The sequence below is a fragment of the Pseudomonas oryzagri genome (assembly GCF_020831405.1).
GTDB classification, from domain to species: Bacteria; Pseudomonadota; Gammaproteobacteria; order Pseudomonadales; family Pseudomonadaceae; genus Geopseudomonas; species Geopseudomonas oryzagri.
Window position 1 is genome coordinate 185,979 of the sequence record NZ_JAJHPU010000019.1, and the last position, 17,536, is coordinate 203,514.

Annotated in this window: 16 protein-coding genes; all 16 read right to left on the reverse strand. The window is 68.2% G+C overall.

What is annotated here, in order from left to right; translation table 11 throughout:
- Window positions 1-110: 110 nt before the first annotated feature.
- The 16 genes from pcaD to LMJ29_RS08800 all read right to left on the reverse strand — a co-directional run bounded on the left by pcaD (window position 111) and on the right by LMJ29_RS08800 (window position 17,454).
- On the reverse strand, window positions 111-899 hold the full coding sequence (gene pcaD / locus LMJ29_RS08725) for a 3-oxoadipate enol-lactonase (protein WP_229605134.1): 789 nt from the start codon (window positions 897-899) through the stop codon (window positions 111-113).
- A gap of 10 nt (window positions 900-909) precedes the next feature.
- Complete coding sequence (locus LMJ29_RS08730; protein ID WP_264758821.1) at window positions 910-2,298, reverse strand: 3-carboxy-cis,cis-muconate cycloisomerase; 1,389 nt, start codon at window positions 2,296-2,298, stop codon at window positions 910-912.
- Between the two features lie 158 nt (window positions 2,299-2,456).
- Window positions 2,457-3,662, reverse strand: coding sequence for a 3-oxoadipyl-CoA thiolase (pcaF, locus tag LMJ29_RS08735; RefSeq protein ID WP_229605135.1), 1,206 nt, complete (start codon window positions 3,660-3,662; stop codon window positions 2,457-2,459).
- Entirely contained in the window at window positions 3,659-4,441 is a 783-nt protein-coding gene (locus LMJ29_RS08740; protein WP_229605136.1) for a CoA-transferase subunit beta, read from the reverse strand. The genes pcaF and LMJ29_RS08740 overlap by 4 nt, the downstream gene beginning before the upstream one ends.
- The gene (locus LMJ29_RS08745) at window positions 4,441-5,298 is read right to left on the reverse strand and encodes a CoA transferase subunit A (protein WP_229605137.1); all 858 of its coding nucleotides are present in this window, start codon (window positions 5,296-5,298) and stop codon (window positions 4,441-4,443) included. The genes LMJ29_RS08740 and LMJ29_RS08745 overlap by 1 nt, the downstream gene beginning before the upstream one ends.
- Window positions 5,299-5,740: 442 nt before the next feature.
- Complete coding sequence (locus tag LMJ29_RS08750) at window positions 5,741-7,018, reverse strand: OprD family porin (protein ID WP_229605138.1); 1,278 nt, start codon at window positions 7,016-7,018, stop codon at window positions 5,741-5,743.
- A gap of 131 nt (window positions 7,019-7,149) precedes the next feature.
- The gene (locus LMJ29_RS08755; RefSeq protein ID WP_229605139.1) at window positions 7,150-8,352 is read right to left on the reverse strand and encodes a benzoate/H(+) symporter BenE family transporter; all 1,203 of its coding nucleotides are present in this window, start codon (window positions 8,350-8,352) and stop codon (window positions 7,150-7,152) included.
- A gap of 187 nt (window positions 8,353-8,539) precedes the next feature.
- A complete protein-coding gene (catA, locus tag LMJ29_RS08760; RefSeq protein WP_229605140.1) occupies window positions 8,540-9,487 on the reverse strand; it encodes a catechol 1,2-dioxygenase in 948 nt (315 codons plus the stop codon).
- Window positions 9,488-9,538: 51 nt separating this feature from the next.
- On the reverse strand, window positions 9,539-9,829 hold the full coding sequence (gene catC / locus LMJ29_RS08765; protein WP_229605141.1) for a muconolactone Delta-isomerase: 291 nt from the start codon (window positions 9,827-9,829) through the stop codon (window positions 9,539-9,541).
- A 19-nt stretch (window positions 9,830-9,848) separates the two neighbouring features.
- Window positions 9,849-10,970, reverse strand: a complete 1,122-nt coding sequence (locus LMJ29_RS08770; RefSeq protein WP_229605142.1) for a muconate cycloisomerase family protein — start codon at window positions 10,968-10,970, stop codon at window positions 9,849-9,851.
- Window positions 10,971-11,001: 31 nt separating this feature from the next.
- A complete protein-coding gene (locus tag LMJ29_RS08775; protein ID WP_229605143.1) occupies window positions 11,002-12,342 on the reverse strand; it encodes an MFS transporter in 1,341 nt (446 codons plus the stop codon).
- A gap of 90 nt (window positions 12,343-12,432) precedes the next feature.
- A complete protein-coding gene (locus LMJ29_RS08780) occupies window positions 12,433-13,206 on the reverse strand; it encodes a 1,6-dihydroxycyclohexa-2,4-diene-1-carboxylate dehydrogenase (RefSeq protein WP_229605144.1) in 774 nt (257 codons plus the stop codon).
- A gap of 88 nt (window positions 13,207-13,294) precedes the next feature.
- The gene (gene benC, locus LMJ29_RS08785; RefSeq protein WP_229605145.1) at window positions 13,295-14,305 is read right to left on the reverse strand and encodes a benzoate 1,2-dioxygenase electron transfer component BenC; all 1,011 of its coding nucleotides are present in this window, start codon (window positions 14,303-14,305) and stop codon (window positions 13,295-13,297) included.
- 126 nt (window positions 14,306-14,431) lie between these two features.
- Complete coding sequence (gene benB / locus LMJ29_RS08790) at window positions 14,432-14,920, reverse strand: benzoate 1,2-dioxygenase small subunit (protein ID WP_229605146.1); 489 nt, start codon at window positions 14,918-14,920, stop codon at window positions 14,432-14,434.
- Window positions 14,921-16,282 (reverse strand): benzoate 1,2-dioxygenase large subunit, encoded by a 1,362-nt coding sequence (gene benA / locus LMJ29_RS08795; protein WP_229605147.1) that lies wholly within the window; start codon window positions 16,280-16,282, stop codon window positions 14,921-14,923.
- A gap of 221 nt (window positions 16,283-16,503) precedes the next feature.
- Complete coding sequence (locus LMJ29_RS08800; RefSeq protein ID WP_229605148.1) at window positions 16,504-17,454, reverse strand: AraC family transcriptional regulator; 951 nt, start codon at window positions 17,452-17,454, stop codon at window positions 16,504-16,506.
- Window positions 17,455-17,536: the final 82 nt, after the last annotated feature.

The following is a 17,536-nucleotide window of genomic DNA, read 5'->3' on the forward strand; positions in this document are numbered from 1 at the left end:
CCGCCAGTGCAGGCGGGCTGGATTCTCGTAGGGTGGGCAACGGCGCAGCCTTGCCCACCGTGGCTGTTGGTGGACAAGCGCTGCGCGCGTTGTCCACCCTACGCCCGTACTTACTTCCTGAGGAACGCCAGCACCGCCTGGCTGAAGGCGTCGCCGGCCTCGACGTTGGACAGGTGCGCGGCGTGGAACTCGACCAGCTCCGCGCCCTTGATGCGCTCCTGCATAAAGCGGCCATGCTCCGGCGTAGTGACGGCATCGAAGCTGCCGCAGACGATCAGGGTCGGCGCGGTGATCGCAGCGATCTGCTCGCGGTAGTCGGCGTCGCGCACCGCGGCGCAGTTGGCGGCGTAGCCCTGCGGCGAGGTCTGCGCCAGCATGCCGACGATGGGCTCGACCTTGCCCGGCTGGGCGGCGGCGAATTCGGCGGTGAACCAGCGACCGATAGAGGCGTCGCGCAGATCGCGCATGGCCTGCTGACCGCCGGCCAGCACGGTGTCGATGCGGGTGTTCCAGACCTCGTCAGTGCCGATCTTCGCGCCGGTGTTGCACAGCACCAGCTTTTCCAGGCGCGCGCCGGCGTTGATGCCCAGCCACTGGCCGATCAGGCCGCCCATCGACAGGCCGCAGAAGGAAAACTTCTGGATGTCCAGGGCATCGAGCAGCGCCAGCACGTCGCGGCCGAGCTGTTCGATGTTGTACGGACCCTCGGTCACCAGCGAGGCACCGTGGCCGCGGGTGTCGAAGCGCAGCACGCGAAACTCCTTGGCGAACGCCGGGATCTGCGCGTCCCACATGTGCAGGTCGGTGCCCAGCGAGTTGGACAGCACCAGCACCGGCGCGCCGGCCGGGCCGTCGAGCTGGTAGTTGAGGGCGCCATCGGCGAGTTGCACGGTCGGCATGGAAGACTCCTTAGCGGTGGGTGGCGCGGTGTTCGGCCACGGCACGGGCGACCCAGCTCTGCGCCAGGCCAAGGTAATGGGACGGATCGAGCAGGCGATCCAGTTCGGCGGCGGACAGCTCGGCGGCGACTTCGGCGTTGCCGCCGAGCACGGCGCGCAGGTGGCGACCGTCGTTGACCGCCTGGCGGCAGCACTGCTCGACCAGGTGGTGGGCGCGCTCGCGACCGATGCGCTGGGCCAGGGCGATGCTCACCGCCTCGGCCAGCACCAGGCCGCGGGTCAGGTCGAGGTTCTCGCGCATGCGCGCGGCGTCCACTTCCAGACCGGGCAGCAGCAGGCGCGCCTGCTGGAGGGCGCCGGACAGCAGGCAGCACAGCTCGGGCAGGGTTTCCCACTCGGCATGCCAGAGGCCGAGGCTGCGCTCGTGCTCCTGCGGCATGGCCGACAGCATGGTGGCGACCAGCCCCGGCGCGCGAGTAGCGGCGCCGATCAGCACGGCGGCGCCGACCGGGTTGCGCTTGTGCGGCATGGTCGAGGAACCGCCCTTGCCGGGCGCGGACGGCTCGAACGCCTCGCCGACGTCGGTCTGCATCAGCAGGGACAGGTCGCGGCCGAGCTTGCCGAGGGTGCCGGCGAGCAGGCCGAGCCAGCCGGCGAACTCGACCAGACGGTCGCGCTGGGTGTGCCAGGGCTGCTCGGGCAGGGTCAGGTCCAGTTCGCGGGCCAGCGCCTCGGACACCGGCAGGGCGTGCTCGCCCAGCGCGGCGAGGGTGCCGGCGGCGCCGCCAAACTGCAGCACCAAAAGGCGCGGTTTCAATTCGGCCAGGCGCTGACGCTGGCGGGTGAGCGCGCCGAGCAGGCCGGCGAGCTTCATGCCGAGGGTCACCGGGGTGGCGTGCTGCAGCCAGGTGCGCCCGGCCAGCGGCGTGGCGGCATGGCGCTCGGCCTGGGCGGCGAGGTCGTCGGCCAGTTGCGCCAGCTCGGTTTCGAAGAGGGCGATGGCGGCGCGCAGTTGCAGCACCAGGCCGCTGTCCATGGCGTCCTGGCTGGTGGCGCCGAGGTGCACGTAGCGCTCGGCCTCGGCGTCGACGGCGGCGATCTGCCGGCCGAGGGCCTTGACCAGCGGAATCGCCGAGTTGCCGGCGGAGGCGATGGCAGTGGCCAGCGCGGGAATATCGTAGAGCTCGGCGCGGCAGGCGCCGGCGATGGGCGCCACGGCGGCGGCCGGAATCAGCCCGACCGTCGCCTCGGCGCGCGCCAGCGCGACCTCGAAGTCGAGCATGCCCTGCAACCGGCCCTGGTCGCAGAACACCGCGCGCATCGGCGCGCTGGTGAAGTAGGCATCGAACAGTTGGTTGCTCAAGACGGTGTCATCCTGTGAGCGATGGGATAGGACCAAGGTTGGCAGCGCGGCGCGACGGGGTCCAGCGCGGAGGCGGCGGTGCCGCACGCAACCGTAGGGTGGACAACGACGCAGCCTTGTCCACCAGACCAGGTGGCACGTGGTGGACAATCGCTGCGCGAGTTGTCCACCCTACGCCATGCCCCTACTCCGCTTCACACGCGCTCGATGGCCAGCGCCAGGCCCTGCCCGACGCCGATGCACATGGTGGCCAGGCCCAGCTTGCCGCCGGATTTCTCCAGCTGGTGCAGGGCGGTCAGCACCAGACGCGCGCCGCTCATACCCAGCGGGTGGCCGAGGGCGATGGCGCCGCCGTTCGGGTTGACCCGCGCGTCGTCATCACTGATGCCCAGCTCGCGCATGCAGGCCAGACCCTGGGCGGCGAAGGCTTCGTTGAGCTCGATCACGTCGAAGTCGGCGACCGCCAGGTTCAGACGCTCGCAGAGCTTCTGCACCGCCGGCACCGGGCCGATGCCCATGATGCGCGGCTCGACGCCCGCGGCGGCCATGCCGAGCACCCTGGCGCGCGGCTTCAGGCCGTACTTGGCCACCGCTTCGGCCGAAGCCAGGATCATCGCCGCGGCGCCGTCGTTGATGCCCGAGGCGTTGCCGGCGGTGACGGTCTTGCCCTCGCCGTTGACCGGCTTGAGCTTGGCCAGCGCTTCGGGCGTGGTGTCCGGGCGCGGATGCTCGTCGGTATCGACGACGGTGTCGCCCTTCCTGCCCATGATCACCACCGGGACGATTTCCTCGGCGTAGTAGCCCTCGGCCTGGGCGCGGCCGGCGCGCTGCTGGCTGCGCAGGGCGAAGGCGTCCTGGTCGGCGCGCGAGATGCCGAAGTCCTCGGCCACGTTGTCGGCGGTCTGCGGCATGGCCTCGACGCCGTACTGGGCTTTCAGCAGCGGGTTGACGAAGCGCCAGCCCATGGTGGTGTCTTCGATCTTCTGGCTGCGACCGAAGGCGCTGTCGGCCTTGCCCATCACATAGGGCGCGCGGCTCATCGACTCGACGCCACCGGCGATGGCCACCTCGATCTCGCCCAGGGCGATGGCGCGGAAGGCGCTGCCCACCGCGTCGAGGCCCGAGGCGCACAGACGGTTGAGGGTCACGCCCGGCACGCTGGCCGGCAGGCCGGCGAGCAGCAGCGACATGCGCGCGACGTTGCGGTTGTCCTCGCCGGCCTGGTTGGCGCAGCCGTAGAACACGTCGTCGATGGCCGTCGGATCGAGCTGCGGATTGCGCTCGAGCAGGGCTTTCAGCGGAATCGCACCCAGATCGTCGGCGCGCACCGCCGCCAGCCCGCCGCCGAAGCGGCCGATGGGCGTACGGACGGCGTCGCAGATGAAGACGTCGCGGCTCATGCGTCACCTCCGACCTGGCCACCGTGGGCGGCGGCGGTGCGGGCTTCCAGGGCGCGCAGGGCGTCCAGTTCGACGGCGGTCGGCTCCGGGGTGACTTTCACGTCGGCGGCGAAGCGGATCGCCCAGCCGGTGTTCTCGATCACCTGCTCGCGGGTCACGCCCGGGTGCAGCGCGGTGACGATGAATTCGTTGGTGCCGGCCTCCGGCTCCATGATGCACAGGTCGGTGATGATGCCGACCGGGCCCTTGCCCGGCAGGCCGAGCTGCTGGCGATGGTCGCCGCCCTCGCCGAAGCCGACCGAGGTGATGAAGTCGAGCTTGTCGACGAAGCTGCGATGACCCTGCTTGAGGATGATCAGCACCTCTTTCGCCGAGCCGGCGATTTCCGGGGCGCCGCCGGCGCCGGGCAGGCGCACCTTCGGCGAGAAGTAGTCGCCGACCACGGTGGTGTTGATGTTGCCGTACTTGTCGACCTGCGCCGCGCCGAGGAAGCCGACGTCGATGCGCCCGCCCTGCAGCCAGTAGCGGAAGATCTCGCCGGTGGGCACCACGGTGTCGGCGGTCTCGGCCAGCTCGCCGTCACCGATGGACAGCGGCAGCACGCTCGGCTTGGCGCCGATGGGCCCCGATTCGTAGATCAGCACCACGTCCGGGGACGAGGTCAGGCGTGCCAGGTTGGCGGCCTTGGACGGCAGGCCGATGCCGACGAAGCACACGGCGCCGTTCTTCAGGCGGCGGGCGGCGGCCACGGTCATCATTTCGTTGGTGGTGTAACTCATTACTTGGCCTCCTGCTGCGCGGCCAGCTTGGCCTTGAACTCGGAAAAATCGGCGGTGCCGCGGATGTAGGTGTCGATCCAGGCGGTGAAGGTGTCGCGGTTGCGCGCGATCGGATCCCAGGCCTGGTAGAAGCGGTTGTCGCGCTCGTAGTAGCCGTGGGCGTAGGACGGATGGGCGCCACCCGGCACCACGCAGACCGCGGACAGCGCCCAGGTCGGCAGCACGCAGGCGTTCATCGGCGCGTTGAGGTCGTCGACGATCTCCTCGACGGTGACGATGGCGCGCTTGGCGGCCAGCACGGCTTCCTTCTGCACGCCGAGGATGCCCTGCACCAGCACGTTGCCCTTGCGGTCGGCCTTCTGCGCGTGGATCACGGTGACGTCCGGGCGCACGCTCGGCACGGCGGCCAGCTGCTCGCCGGTGAACGGGCAGTTGATGAACTTGATCAGCGGGTTGACCTTGGGCAGGTCGGAGCCGGCGTAGGCGCGCAGCACGGCGAACGGCAGGCCGGAGGCGCCGGCGACGTAGGCGTTGGCCAGGTCGGCGTGGCTGTGCTCCTCGATCTCCAGGGCGTGCGGCCACTGCTTCTCCACCGCATCGCGCAGGCGGTGCAGCGAACCGACGCCGGGGTTGCCGCCCCAGGAGAAGATCAGCTTCTTCGCGCAGCCGGAGCCGATCAGCTGGTCGTAGATCAGGTCGGGGGTCATGCGCACCAGGGTCAGCTCTTTCTTGCCCTGGCGGATGATCTCGTGACCGGCGGCGGTCGGAATCAGGTGGGTGAAGCCTTCGAGGGCGACGGTGTCGCCATCGTTGACGAAGCGCTGGACGGCTTCGCGCAGGGTGAGGATTTCGGCCATTGTTTCTGCTCTAGCTCGTTGACGGTGCCCGACGCTGTGGCGCCGGCCAGTGCGTCAACATTAGGACGCGGGCCGAAGCGAAACAATCCGATAATCGAATCTTGGTTCGATAATCGAACAATAACGCAGACATGTCACCGCCAGCCAAAATGCCGACGCATGGCCGCCGCAGAGCGGGCCCCGCGCCGGGCGCCGCAAAAAAACGCCGCCCGTACCTAGCGGTGACGGGCGGCCAAGGGGAGGAACGTTGTGAGCCCCAACCGGCGGCCTCGCCGCAGCGGGGACGGGCCCTTTTGTAGGGGCGAATTTATTCGCCTGACGGGGCTGCGCTGGCGAATGAATTCGCCCCTACAGAGATGCGGCGGTGGTGCAATTCGCCGACGCGGCCGAACCGGGCGAATGAATTCGTCCGCCACGGCCACGCCAGCGGCGCACAGACGACTCAGAACAGCGTGACGGTGTAGGTCAGGATCAGGCGGTTCTCGTCGATGTCGGTGCGGTAGTTGGAACGCGCGGTGACGTTGCGCACGCGCACGCCGAAGTTCTTCAGCGGGCCGCTCTGCACCACGTAGGCGAGGTCCAGATCGCGCTCGAACTCCTCGCCCTCGAAGCCGCGGCCGGTGTCGACGTTGTCGCCCTCGATGTAGCGCACGGTGGCGGTCAGGCCCGGTACGCCGAGGGAGGCGAAGTCGTAGTCGTAGCGCAGCTGCCAGGAGCGCTCGTCGGCGTAGGCGAACTCGTAGGTCGGCACCTCGTTGCCCAGCGGCGAGACGTTGGCGAACACGCGCGGGAAGGCGTCGTCGCCGTAGATGCCCTGGTAGCCGACGTAGACGGTGTGGCCGCCGCGCTTGACCGACAGCAGGGAGAAAAACGCCTGGTTGTCGATGTCGCCGAGCAGCTGCTTGCCGTCCTCGGCGGAGTCGTAGTAGCCGAGGTTGGCGCCCAGGGTCCAGGCGCCCAGCGGCTGGCTGTGCTTGAGGCCGAAGAAGCGCTGGTCGTAGATGTCCTCCAGCTGGCCGTACCAGGCGCTGACCGTGGTGCGGTTCTGGTTGAACGCGTAGTCGGCGCCGGCGTAGTTGAAGCGATCCGAGCTGACCGCGAGCTGCGGCACGTGGCCGAGCATGGCCGACATCTCGCCGTCGCCCGCTTCGTTGCGCAGGTGGCTGGAGCGCAGTTGGCCGCCCTGCAGGGTCAGCCCGGCGATTTCCTGGGAAACGATGCTCGCGCCCTGGTAGCTCGGCGGCAGCAGGCGGATGTCGGAGAAGGTCAGCACCGGCAGGTTGGGCTGCAGTTCGCCGACCTTCAGCTCGGTCTTCGACACCCGCACCTTGGCGGCGGCGCCCAGGCGGCTGTACTCGTCGGCGGCCTCGCCATCCTGCTGCACCGGCAGCAGGCCGGTGCCGCTGCGGTCCGGGCTGGAGTCGAGCTTGATGCCGAGCAGGCCTATGGCGTCGACGCCGAAGCCGACCGGCCCCGGGGTGTAGCCGGACTTGAAGTTGAGGATGAAGCCCTGCGCCCACTCCTCGGCCTTGGATTTGCGCTGCGCGGCGGGCGAGCCGACGATGTCGGAGAAGTCGCGGCTGAAGTAGTAGTTGCGCGCCGTCAGGGTGGCGGTGGAGTCCTCGAAGAAGCCCCCCTCGCCGGCCAGGGTGGTCAGCGGAATGGCCAGGGTGATGGCGGTGGCGAGGGCCAGGCGTTGGGTTTTCGGATACTGGTTCATGTCGTTCTCTTGTTCTTATCGTTGCTGAGAGCACCCTCGCCGCCTCGCTACTCCGGCGGGCACGCAGGCAGGGTGTGGCTTACCGCCGCCCTGCCCGGACCAGGCCCGGCAGAACGGCAATAACGGTGGCGTCAGCGCGACGCCGGTTGCGCCGCCGGGGCGGTCGCCGACCTGCGGGCGCTCATCGCCCAGTGGCAGGCCAGGCCGAACAGCAACCCCCAGAAGGCTGCCGACAGGCCGAGGAAGGACACCCCCGAGGCGGTGACCAGGAAGGTGAACAGCCCGGCGTCGCGCTCGCTCGGTTGCGCCGCGCTGCGCGCCAGCGCCTCGCTGATCGCGCCGAACAGGGCGAGCCCGGCCAGCGCGGCGACCAGCTCGGCCGGGAAGGCGGCGAACAGCGACACCAGGGTGGCGCCGCCGACGCCGAGCACGAGGTACAGCACGCTGCCGGACAGCGCGGCGACGTAGCGGCGGTCCGGCTCCTCGTGCGCCTCGCGGCCGGTGCACAGGGTGGCGGTGACCGCGGCGAGGTTGAGGCCGTGGCAACCGAAGGGCGCGAGCAGCGCGCTGCCCACCGCGCTGGCGCTGACGATGGGGCTGGCCGGGGTCTGGTAGCCGGCGGTGCGCAGCACCGCCATGCCCGGCATGAACTGACCGGTGAGCGCCACCAGCACCAGCGGCAGGGCCAGGTTGAGGGTCGCGGCAAGGCTGAATTCGGGGACGATCCACTGCGGGGTGGCGAGGCCGAGCACCAGCGCATCGGCGCGGAAGTCGCCGCCGGCGACGGTCAGCGCGGTGCCGACCAGCAGCACCATCATCACCGCGTAGCGCGGCAGCAGGCGGCGGAAGACCACGTAGGTGGCGAACATCGCCAGCACCAGCAGCGGCTTGGCCGGCAGCGAGCGGAACAGCGCGGCGCCGAAGGAAAACAGGATGCCGGCCTGCATGCCGGCGGCGATGGAGCCCGGCAGGCGGGCGATGATGCGGTCGAAGGCACCGCTCAAGCCGATCAGCAGGAGGATCAGGCTGGCCACCAGATAGGCGCCGACCGCCTGGTTCAGGCCGATCTCAGGGAGCTGGGAAACCAGCAGCGCGGAGCCGGGAATCGACCAGGCGATCACCACCGGAACCCGGTAGCGCAGGCTGAGCAGGATGCCGAGCACGCCGCTGCCGATGGCGATGGCCCACACCCAGGAGGACAGCATCTCGCGGGGCAGATCCGCGCTTTCCGCGGCCTGGAAGATGATCACCAGCGGGCCGGCGAAGGAAATGATGGTGGCGATGCAGCCGGCGACGATGGCCGACAGCGAGAGGTCCCTGAACAGGTCTTTCATGGTGCCTCGCAAGGTATCGATGGCGCCCGTCGAGGGACGCTCTTGTTGTGGGTGACCGCGGGGCGCCGACCGCCCGCGCGGTTACAGCTCGCCGCCTCGCCGCCGGGGCGCGCACGGGGGCGGTCGTGCGCGATCCGGCGGTGACGCGGCGGCGGGCCTGCCCTCCCGGCAAGCCCGCCCTGCCCGCTTAGGCGCCTTGCACCTGCAGGGCGCGCGGACGCAGGCTGCGCAGCTCGGCCTCGGGGCTCACGGCGTTCTGCAGCTGGAAGTCGAAGTCCAGCTCGGCGAAGCGGTTGCCTTCCACGCCACGGTCGCGGGCGGCGGCGGCGTCCTCGACGAAGCGGATGTCGCCGACCAGGCCATCGCGGGTGGCGTAGGCGAAGTCGTCCCACAGGTACTTCTCGCCGGCCAGGTTGATCTGGGTGGTCAGCAGGCGATAACCCGGCGCGGAGATGAAGAAGTGGATGTGCGCCGGGCGCTGGCCGTGGCGGCCGAGCAGGTCCAGGCACTCCTGGGTCGGGCCCTTGGGGTCGCAGCCGTAGCCGGACGGCACGATGCTGCGCGCGCGGTAGCGGCCTTCGGCGTCGGTGACGATGCGGCGGCGCAGGTTGTACTCGGACTGGCTCTTGTCGAAGTACGAGTAGTTGCCCTTGGTGTTGGCGTGCCACAGGTCGACGGTGGCGCCGGCCACCGGCTTGCCGTCGGCGTCCAGCACGCGGCCCTGCAGGAACATCACGGTGGCGACGTCCAGCTCGCTGCCGTCGTCCATGCGGGTCTCGCCCTGGCAGATCGGTGCGCCGGCCACGTACAGCGGGCCTTCGATGGTGCGCGGGGTGCCGCCGGTCAGGCCGACCTGCTCGTCCTTGGCGTCCTGCAGCAGGTCGAGGAAGTGCTCGAGACCCAGGCCCGCGATCAGCAGGCCGAACTCGTGGCGGCCGCCCAGGCGGTTGAGGTAGTCCACCGCCAGCCAGAACTCGTCCTGGGTCACTTCCAGGTCTTCGACGATCTTCGCCACGTCGTTGACGATGCGCAGCATCAGCTGCTTCAGGCGCGGGCTGCCCTGGTCGTTGTTGAAGCCGCTGACTTCCTGGAAGAACTGCTGGACTTCGGCGGTTTGGGAGACTTTCACGGTCATGGTGGTCAACCTCGGATCGGGATTGTTGTTATCGAATGAAGCGGCTGGCGATCAGCGATCGTCGGCGTGGATGGACGAGGGATGGCGGCACAGGCCGTCGACCTCGATGTCCATGTAGGGGAACAGCGGCAGCTGCATCAGGGTGTCGTGCAGCTCCTCGACGCTGGCCACGTCGAACACGCTGTAGTTGGCGTAATGCCCGGCGATCCGCCACAGGTGGCGCCACTTGCCCTCGCGCTGCAGGCGCTGGGCCAGCTCCTTCTCGTCAGCCTTGAGACGGGCGGCCTGGTTCGGGTCCATGTCGACCGGCAGCTTCACCGTCATCTTCACGTGGAACAGCATCGGAACTTCCTCCTCGGTATCACTGGCGGGCGAAGCGCTTGACGCGTTCTTCGTCCAGGGTCAGGCCCAGGCCCGGGGTACGCGGCACTTCCAGGTGGAAGTCGCGGTACACCGGCGCCTCGGTGACGATTTCTTCGGTGAGCAGCAGCGGGCCGAACAGCTCGGTGGCCCAGGTGAGCTTGTTGAGGGTGACGAAGGCGTGCGCGGAGGCCAGGGTGCCGACCGAGCCTTCCAGCATGGTGCCGCCGTACAGGGCGATGCCGGCCGCCTCGGCGATCTGCGCGGTGCGCAGCACGGCGCGCGGGCCGCCGTTCTTGGCGATCTTCAGGGCGAACACGCTGGCAGCGCCGTCGGCGGCCAGGCTGAAGGCGTCCTCGACGCTCTCGATCGACTCGTCGGCCATGATCGGCGCCGGACTGCGCTGGTTGAGGCGCACCTGGCCGCCGCGGTTGATGCGCGCGATCGGCTGCTCGATCAGATCGATGCCGTTGTCGCCGAGTACCCGGCAGCCGCGGATCGCCTGCGACTCGTCCCAGCCCTGGTTGACGTCGACGCGCACGCTGGCGCGCTCGCCGAGCGCCTGCTTGATCGCCACCACGTGCCTGAGGTCCTGCTCCAGCGCATTGGCGCCGATCTTCAGCTTGAAGATGCGGTGGCGACGCAGATCGAGCATGCGCTCGGCCTCGGCGATGTCCTTGGCGGTGTCGCCGCTGGCCAGGGTCCAGGCCACTTCCAGGCTGTCGCGCACCCGGCCGCCCAGCAGCTCGCTGACCGGCAGGCCCAGGCGCTTGCCCTGGGCGTCGAGCAGCGCGCTCTCGATACCGGACTTGGCGAAGGTGTTGCCCTTGGCGATCCTGTCCAGGCGCAGCATGGCGGCGTTGATGTTGGCCGCGTCCTGACCGACCAGCACCGGGGCGAGGTGGCTGTCGATGTTCTGCTTGATGCTCTCCGGGCTTTCGTTGCCGTAGGAGAGCCCGCCGATGGTGGTCGCCTCGCCGATGCCCTGCACGCCGTCGCTGCAGTGCAGGCGGATGAGCACCAGGGTCTGGTGCTGCATGGTGTGCATGGCCAGCTTGTGCGGGCGGATGGTCGGCAGGTCGACGATGACCGTCTCGATGCGTTCGATCAGGGCGTGGCTCATATCAATTTCCAAAGGTTGCGGGCCGATGCGCTCAGGCCTTGGCCGGCGCCATGGCGACAGCCGGGGCGCTGGCGCGCTGGCTGCTGACGGCGAACACGGTCATGGCGAGGGCGGCAATCGCACCGGGGATGGCGAAGGCCATGAAGTTGAGTTGCAGCGGCAGCTCCATGCCCAGCAGCACACCGCCGAGCAGCGGGCCGACGATGGCGCCGTTGCGGCCGACGCCGGAGGCCCAGCCGAGACCGGTGGAGCGGATCGCCAGGCTGTAGAACTGCGCGGCGCAGGCGTACAGCAGGATCTGCGTGCCGATGGTGGTGGCGCCGGCGATGGCGATCAGCAGGTAGAGCACCGGGGTCGGGCTCTTGAAGCCGAGCAGGCTGATCGACACGGCGGCGACCACGAAGAAGGCCACCAGCACGCGCGGCAGGTTCATGCGATCGCCCAGCCAGCCGCCGAAGATCGCGCCGACCACCGAGCCGCAGTTGAGCGCGACCAGGAACGACAGGCTGGAGCCCAGGCTGTAGCCGGCGTTGGCCATCAGCTTCGGCAGCCAGGAGCTCAGCGCGTAGACCATCAAGAGGCAGCAGAAGAACGCCACCCAGATCGACAGGGTGCGCACCGCGCGGCCCTCGCGGAACAGCTCCAGGGCGGCGACGCCCTTGCCCTTCACGTCGGCCATTTCCAGTACGGCGTCGTCCTGCAGGGCGCGGCTCGGGTCGACGCGCTTGAGCAGCGCGCGGGCCTCGTCGCTGCGACCCTGGCGGACCAGGAAGCCGATCGACTCGGGCAGGTAGAGCATGATCACCGGCAGCAGCAGCAGCGGCACGGCGGCGGCGAAGAACATCGCCTTCCAGCCGAAGGCCGGCAGCATGTAGATGCCGATGCCGGCGGACAGCATGCCGCCCACCGCGTAGCCGCTGAACATGATGGCGACCAGGGTGCTGCGCAGACGCTTGGGCGCGTACTCGTTCATCAGCGCCACGGCGTTGGGCATCAGCCCGCCGCAGCCCAGGCCGGCGACGAAGCGCAGGATGCCGAACTCGGTCGGCCCGCTGGCGAAGCCGTTGAGCACGGTGGAGCCGCTGAACAGCACGAAGCAGATGGCGATGCCCTTCTTGCGGCCGATCTTGTCGGCCAGGGTGCCGAAGGCCAGGGCGCCGAACATCATGCCGAACAGCGCGTAGCTACCGAGGGCGCCGGCCTGCAGCGGGGTCAGGCCCCACTCCTTCATCAGCACCGGCAGGACCACGCCGTAGATGAACAGGTCGTAGCCGTCGAAGATCAGCAGCAGCGCGCACAGGCTCATTACCATCCAGTGGAAGTTCGTGAAGCGCGCGTCGTCGATGATGTGGTGGACGTCGATTTTTCGCATGGCGTTTCTCTTTTGTTGTTGTTGTGAAGATTCGTACGCATTGCTGGTGGTCCGCGGGGGCCGGTGGGCCGGCCCCCGCGGATGCGGGTGTCAGCCCAGGTCGCCGCCGCCTACCGGCAGGGTCACGCCGGTGATGTAGGAGGCCTCGTCCGAGGCGAGGAACAGGATCGCGCCGACCTGTTCGTCGATGGTCCCGTAGCGCTTCATCAGGCTCGACTGGATGGTCTGGTCGACGATCTGCTGGTACCAGACCTTCTCCTGCGCGCTCTGCTCGGCACTGTTACGCGGGATGCGCCGCGGCGGGGCTTCGGTGCCGCCCGGCGCGGTGGCGTTGACGCGGATGCCGCGCTCGGCAGTTTCCAGCGCCAGGCACGCGGTCAGCGCGTTGACGCCGCCCTTGGCCGCGCCGTAGGGCACACGGTTGACGCCGCGGGTGGCGATGGAGGAAACGTTGACGATGGCGCCGGCGCCCTGCGCGAGCATGTACGGCAGCGCGGCGTGGCAGCACCACAGGGTGGGGAACAGCGAGCGACGCACCTCGGCCTCGATCTCGCTCTCCTTGTAGTGTTCGAAGGGCTTGGCCCAGATGGTGCCGCCGACGTTGTTGACCAGGATGTCGAGGCGGCCGAAGCGTTCCACGGCGGCGGTCATGACCCGCGCGCAGTCGGCGCTCTGCTCGAGGTCGGCGGTGAGGGTCAGCACCTCGACGCCGGCCAGTTCGCCCTGCAGTTCGTGGACCAGTTCGGAGCGGTCGACCAGAACCAGGCGGCCACCCTCGGCGGCCATGCGCAGGGCGACGCCGCGGCCAATGCCCTGGGCCGCGCCGGTGATCACCGCGACCTTGTCTTGGAAACGCTTGTTCATGGCGATGAATCCTTAAAAAAGGGCCTGTGGTTAGCAGGCCCAAGGCCTCTCAAGCTGTAATCGGGGACCCGCAGCCGGGAGCCGGAAGTCAGGCGCTGGCGGCGAACTTCTCGTAGTAGAAGTTGGCGGGCTGGATGCCGCGCTGGCGCAGGTCCTGGCTGACCGCCTCGACCATCGGCGGCGGGCCGCACAGGTAGATGTCGACGTCGCCGTCGTTGAGCTGGCCGGGGGCGATGTGCTGGGTGACGTAGCCCTTGTTCGGATAGGCGCTCTCGGGGTTGGCCACGCAGGCGGCGAAGGTGAAGTTGGGGATGCGCGCGGCGAAGGCTGCGAGCTTGTCCATCTCGACCAGGTCGAAGTCGTTGGTCACGCCGTAGATCAGGTGCACCGGATGGGCGCTGCCCTCGGCGGCGATCTTCTCGAGCATGGCGAGGAACGGCGCCAGACCGGTGCCGCCGGCGAGCAGCAGCAGCGGGCGCTTGATGTCGCGCAGGTAGAAGCTGCCCAGCGGGCCGGTCAGGGTCATGGCGTCGCCGGCCTTGGCCTGGTTGCCGAGGAAGCTGCTCATCAGGCCGCCCGGCACGTTGCGGATCAGGAAGCTGACCGCGCCGCCGCTCTGCAGCGAGCTGAACGAGTAGGCACGGGTCTCGCCGGTGCCCGGCACCTGCAGGTTGACGTACTGGCCCGGCAGGAAGGCCAGGCTTTCCAGCTCGGCGCCGGCGATGGTAAGGCCGATGCTGCTGGCCGACAGCGCGCGCACTTCGCGGATCTCGGCCTTGAAGCTGGCCTGCTGGGTCTTGCACACGGCGGAGGACGCCGGCACGCGCACCACGCAATCGCTCTGGGCGCGCATCTGGCAGGTCAGCACATAGCCCTGCTGCAACTCGTCGTCGCTCAGCGCGTCCTCGATGAAGTTGTCGCCCATGTCGTAGCTGCCGGCTTCGGCGAAGCACTTGCAGGCGCCGCAGGCGCCGTCGCGGCAGTCCAGCGGAATGTTGACGCCCTGGCGGTAGGCGGCATCGGCCACGGTCTCGCCGACCTTGGCGTCGATGAAGCGGGTGACCCCGTCTTCGAAATTCAGTGCGATCTTGTGCGACATGCTGCACCTCGCTTGGAGCAATTATCAGCGCATGGCCCGGGCCACACGCGCACGCAGGGAGGAAGTGGCGCCGGCGGCGCCCTTCCGGTCCAGCCTGGGGCGCCAACGGCGCCCCGGCCGGATCATTTAGATGTGGTAAACGTCGATGACCTGGCGGACGTAGTCGTTCTTCAGGACCACCTTCTTCTCCTTGATCACCGGGTTGGAGCCGCGGGTGTCGAGGGTGTAGAAGCTGGTGCCGTAGAAGTGGTCGACGGTCTTGTAGCGGAAGCTCATGGTGTGCCAGTTGAAGCGCACCTTCACGAAGCCCTCGCCCTGCTCGACGATCTCCAGGTTGCTGATGTTGTGCGAGGTGCGGGTATCCGGGATGGTGGCACTCGAACGCTCGGTCTTGATGCGGAACACGCGGTCTTCCAGGCCGCTGCGGTTGCCGTACCAGATCAGCGAGATTTCGCGCTGCGGGTCCTGGGTCAGCTCGTCCTGGTCATCCCAGGCCGGCATCCAGAAGCTGGCGTCCGGGGCGTACAGCTCCAGCCACTCGTCCCACTGCTTCTCGTCCAGGAAGCGCGCTTCGCGGTAGAGGAAGTCGCGAACCTGCTCGTAGGTCATGCTCATTTACGCGCCCTCCACGTGGATCAGCTGGTCCTTTTCCTTCTTCAGCGCCTTGATCATTTCCTGCTGCCAGTAGTTGTGCTGCAGCACGAACAGGCCCTCGTCCTCGGTGCGCACGCCGCTGAGCTGCGGTTGCAGGTCGATTTCCCTGGCGGCCTCGTCGGCGCCGTCGACCCAGTGCTTGGCACCGCGCGACATGTCGTTCCACGGCATGGCACGGCCCTGGAAGCCTTCCTGGCAGGCGCGGAACTCTTCCAGGTCGTCCGGGGTGGCCATGCCGGAGACGTTGAAGAAGTCTTCGTACTGGCGGATGCGGCGGGCACGCGCTTCGGCGTTCTCGCCCTTGGGCGCGATGCAGTAGATGGTCACTTCGGTCTTGTCGACCGACAGCGGACGGGCGATGCGCAGCTGCGAGCCGAACTGGTCCATCAGGTACAGGTTCGGGTACAGGCACAGGTTGCGCGAATGGCCGATCATCCAGTCGGCGCGGGCTTCGCCGAACTCGCTGACCAGGCGCTCGCGCTGGGCGAACAGCGGGCGGTCTTCCGGGTTGTCCCAGCGGGTCCACAGCAGCAGGTGGCCGTTCTCGAAGGAGTAGAAACCACCGCCCTTCTTGCCCCAGCCGCCGGCGCTCATGGCGCGGATGTCGTCGCCGGCCTCCTTGAGCTTGCGCTGCTGCTGGGTGGCGGCGTAGTTCCAGTGCACGGCGGTCACGTGGTAGCCGTCGGCGCCGTTCTCGGCCTGCAGCTTCCAGTTGCCCTCGTACACGTAGGTGGAGGAACCGCGCAGCACTTCCAGGCCTTCGGCCGACTGGTCGCAGACCATGTCGATGATCTTCTTCGACTCGCCGAGGAATTCTTCCAGCGGGGCCACGTCGGCGTTCAGGCTGCCGAACAGGAAGCCGCGGTAGGACTCGAAGCGGGCGACCTTCTTCAGGTCGTGGGAGCCGTCGCAGTTGAAGCTGTCCGGATAGCCGGCTTCGGCCGGGTCCTTGACCTTGAGCAGCTTGCCCGAGTTGTTGAAGGTCCAGCCGTGGAACGGGCAGGTGTAGGTGGCCTTGTTGCCGCTCTTGAAGCGGCACAGGGTGGCGCCGCGGTGGCTGCAGGCGTTGATGAACGCATTCAACTCACCATCCTTGTTGCGCGCGATGAAGATCGGCTGGCGCCCCATGTAGGTGGTGTAGTAGTCGTTCTTGTTGGGGATCTGGCTTTCGTGCGCCAGGTAGATCCAGTTGCCCTCGAAGATGTGTTTCATCTCCAGGTCGAACAGACGCGGATCGGTGAACATTTCCCGCTTGCAGCGGTAGACGCCCTTTTCCTTGTCTTCTTCCAGCAGGCTTTCGAGGTATTCGAATTCCAGGGTCATCGCCTTGGCCTCCGTTGTTATTGTTCGTTGCAGTGAGATGAAGGCTAAGGCTCGGGCGGCGGCGGCAATATCCACTTTGCGCGCGAGCTTTATCCGTTTTTTGCAACGGGACAAAAACGCATGGACAGACGAATGCAGCCCGCGCGTGGCGGACGCGCGGGCAGGTCAAGGGCGGGCGGGAACGGGCGGCCGCGCGGGATGGCGGCCGTGAGGGGCGCGGATCAGCCGCGCCGGCGCAGGGTATCGGAGGGCAGTTCGCCGAAGGCGTTCTTGTAGGTTTCCGAGAAGCGGCCGAGGTGCAGGAAGCCGTAGTCGAGGGCGATCTCGGTGACGTTGCGCACCGTGGTGTGCGGGTCGCTCAGGCGCTGGCGGATGGATTCCAGCTTGCGCTGGCGGATGTAGTTCTTCGGCGTGGTGCCGGTGCTCTTCTCGAACAGCGCGTACAGCGAGCGCGGGCTCATGCGCGCCAGCTGGGCCAGTTGCTCGAGGCTGATGTCCTGCTTGAGGTTTTCCTCGATGAACTGGGCGATGCGCTCGAACGACGGGTTGCCGGAGAGCGGGTCGAAGCTGATGTTGTTCTTGAGCAGGGCGAGCAGCTTGCTGGCGATGATCCGCGCGTACTGCTCCTGGATCTGCGGGATCGCGTGCGCGCTTTCCGCCTCGTCGCAGACCAGGCCGAGCAGGCCGGTGAAGCCCTCCAGCTCGTTCAACTGGTGACGCGGAGTGAAGCGGATGCCCTCGCCGGGCCGGCGCCATTGATTGTCGCTGCAGGCCTTGTCGAGGAACGCCGCCGGCAGCTTGACGATGAACTTCTCGCAGTCGTCCGAGTAGGTCAGGTCGACCGGGTCGTCCGGGTTGATCAGCAGCAGCTCGCCGGGGGTGAAGTGGTGCTCCTCGCCGTGGCCGCGCCACAGGCAATGGCCCCTGAGCAGGATCTGCAGGTGGTAGAGGGTTTCCAGCGCCGGCGAGGTGACCCGCACGGAGCCGCCGTAGCTGATGCGGCACAGATCGAGGCTGGCGAAGGTGCGATGGCTGAGGCTGGCCGCCGGGGTGCCGGTCTTCGGCAGGCGGATGCAGTGGGAGCCGACGTGCTGGTTGACGTACTCCGATACCGCGTAGGGATCGGCGTTCGCGAAGATAAGACTCTTCTCGTTCAGCAGACGACAGTCCATGACTCTGGGTGCTCTTGTAATTGTTTTCGGCACTGGCGGTGGAGCGCACGCAAGGCATCCACCGTCCGTTTTCCCCATTGAT

What these genes read in the sequence shown, in the direction of transcription:
- LMJ29_RS08750 (WP_229605138.1), bottom strand. Translation starts at nt 7,018, where the DNA reads ATGAACCAGTATCCGAAAACCCAACGCCTGGCCCTCGCCACCGCCATC.
- benB (WP_229605146.1), bottom strand. Translation starts at nt 14,920, where the DNA reads ATGAGCATGACCTACGAGCAGGTTCGCGACTTCCTCTACCGCGAAGCG.
- LMJ29_RS08745 (WP_229605137.1), bottom strand. Translation starts at nt 5,298, where the DNA reads ATGGCCGAAATCCTCACCCTGCGCGAAGCCGTCCAGCGCTTCGTCAAC.
- LMJ29_RS08780 (WP_229605144.1), bottom strand. Translation starts at nt 13,206, where the DNA reads ATGAACAAGCGTTTCCAAGACAAGGTCGCGGTGATCACCGGCGCGGCC.
- benA (WP_229605147.1), bottom strand. Translation starts at nt 16,282, where the DNA reads ATGACCCTGGAATTCGAATACCTCGAAAGCCTGCTGGAAGAAGACAAG.
- pcaD (WP_229605134.1), bottom strand. Translation starts at nt 899, where the DNA reads ATGCCGACCGTGCAACTCGCCGATGGCGCCCTCAACTACCAGCTCGAC.
- LMJ29_RS08775 (WP_229605143.1), bottom strand. Translation starts at nt 12,342, where the DNA reads ATGCGAAAAATCGACGTCCACCACATCATCGACGACGCGCGCTTCACG.
- LMJ29_RS08770 (WP_229605142.1), bottom strand. Translation starts at nt 10,970, where the DNA reads ATGAGCCACGCCCTGATCGAACGCATCGAGACGGTCATCGTCGACCTG.
- catC (WP_229605141.1), bottom strand. Translation starts at nt 9,829, where the DNA reads ATGCTGTTCCACGTGAAGATGACGGTGAAGCTGCCGGTCGACATGGAC.
- pcaF (WP_229605135.1), bottom strand. Translation starts at nt 3,662, where the DNA reads ATGAGCCGCGACGTCTTCATCTGCGACGCCGTCCGTACGCCCATCGGC.
- benC (WP_229605145.1), bottom strand. Translation starts at nt 14,305, where the DNA reads ATGTCGCACAAGATCGCACTGAATTTCGAAGACGGGGTCACCCGCTTC.
- LMJ29_RS08800 (WP_229605148.1), bottom strand. Translation starts at nt 17,454, where the DNA reads ATGGACTGTCGTCTGCTGAACGAGAAGAGTCTTATCTTCGCGAACGCC.
- catA (WP_229605140.1), bottom strand. Translation starts at nt 9,487, where the DNA reads ATGACCGTGAAAGTCTCCCAAACCGCCGAAGTCCAGCAGTTCTTCCAG.
- LMJ29_RS08740 (WP_229605136.1), bottom strand. Translation starts at nt 4,441, where the DNA reads ATGAGTTACACCACCAACGAAATGATGACCGTGGCCGCCGCCCGCCGC.
- LMJ29_RS08755 (WP_229605139.1), bottom strand. Translation starts at nt 8,352, where the DNA reads ATGAAAGACCTGTTCAGGGACCTCTCGCTGTCGGCCATCGTCGCCGGC.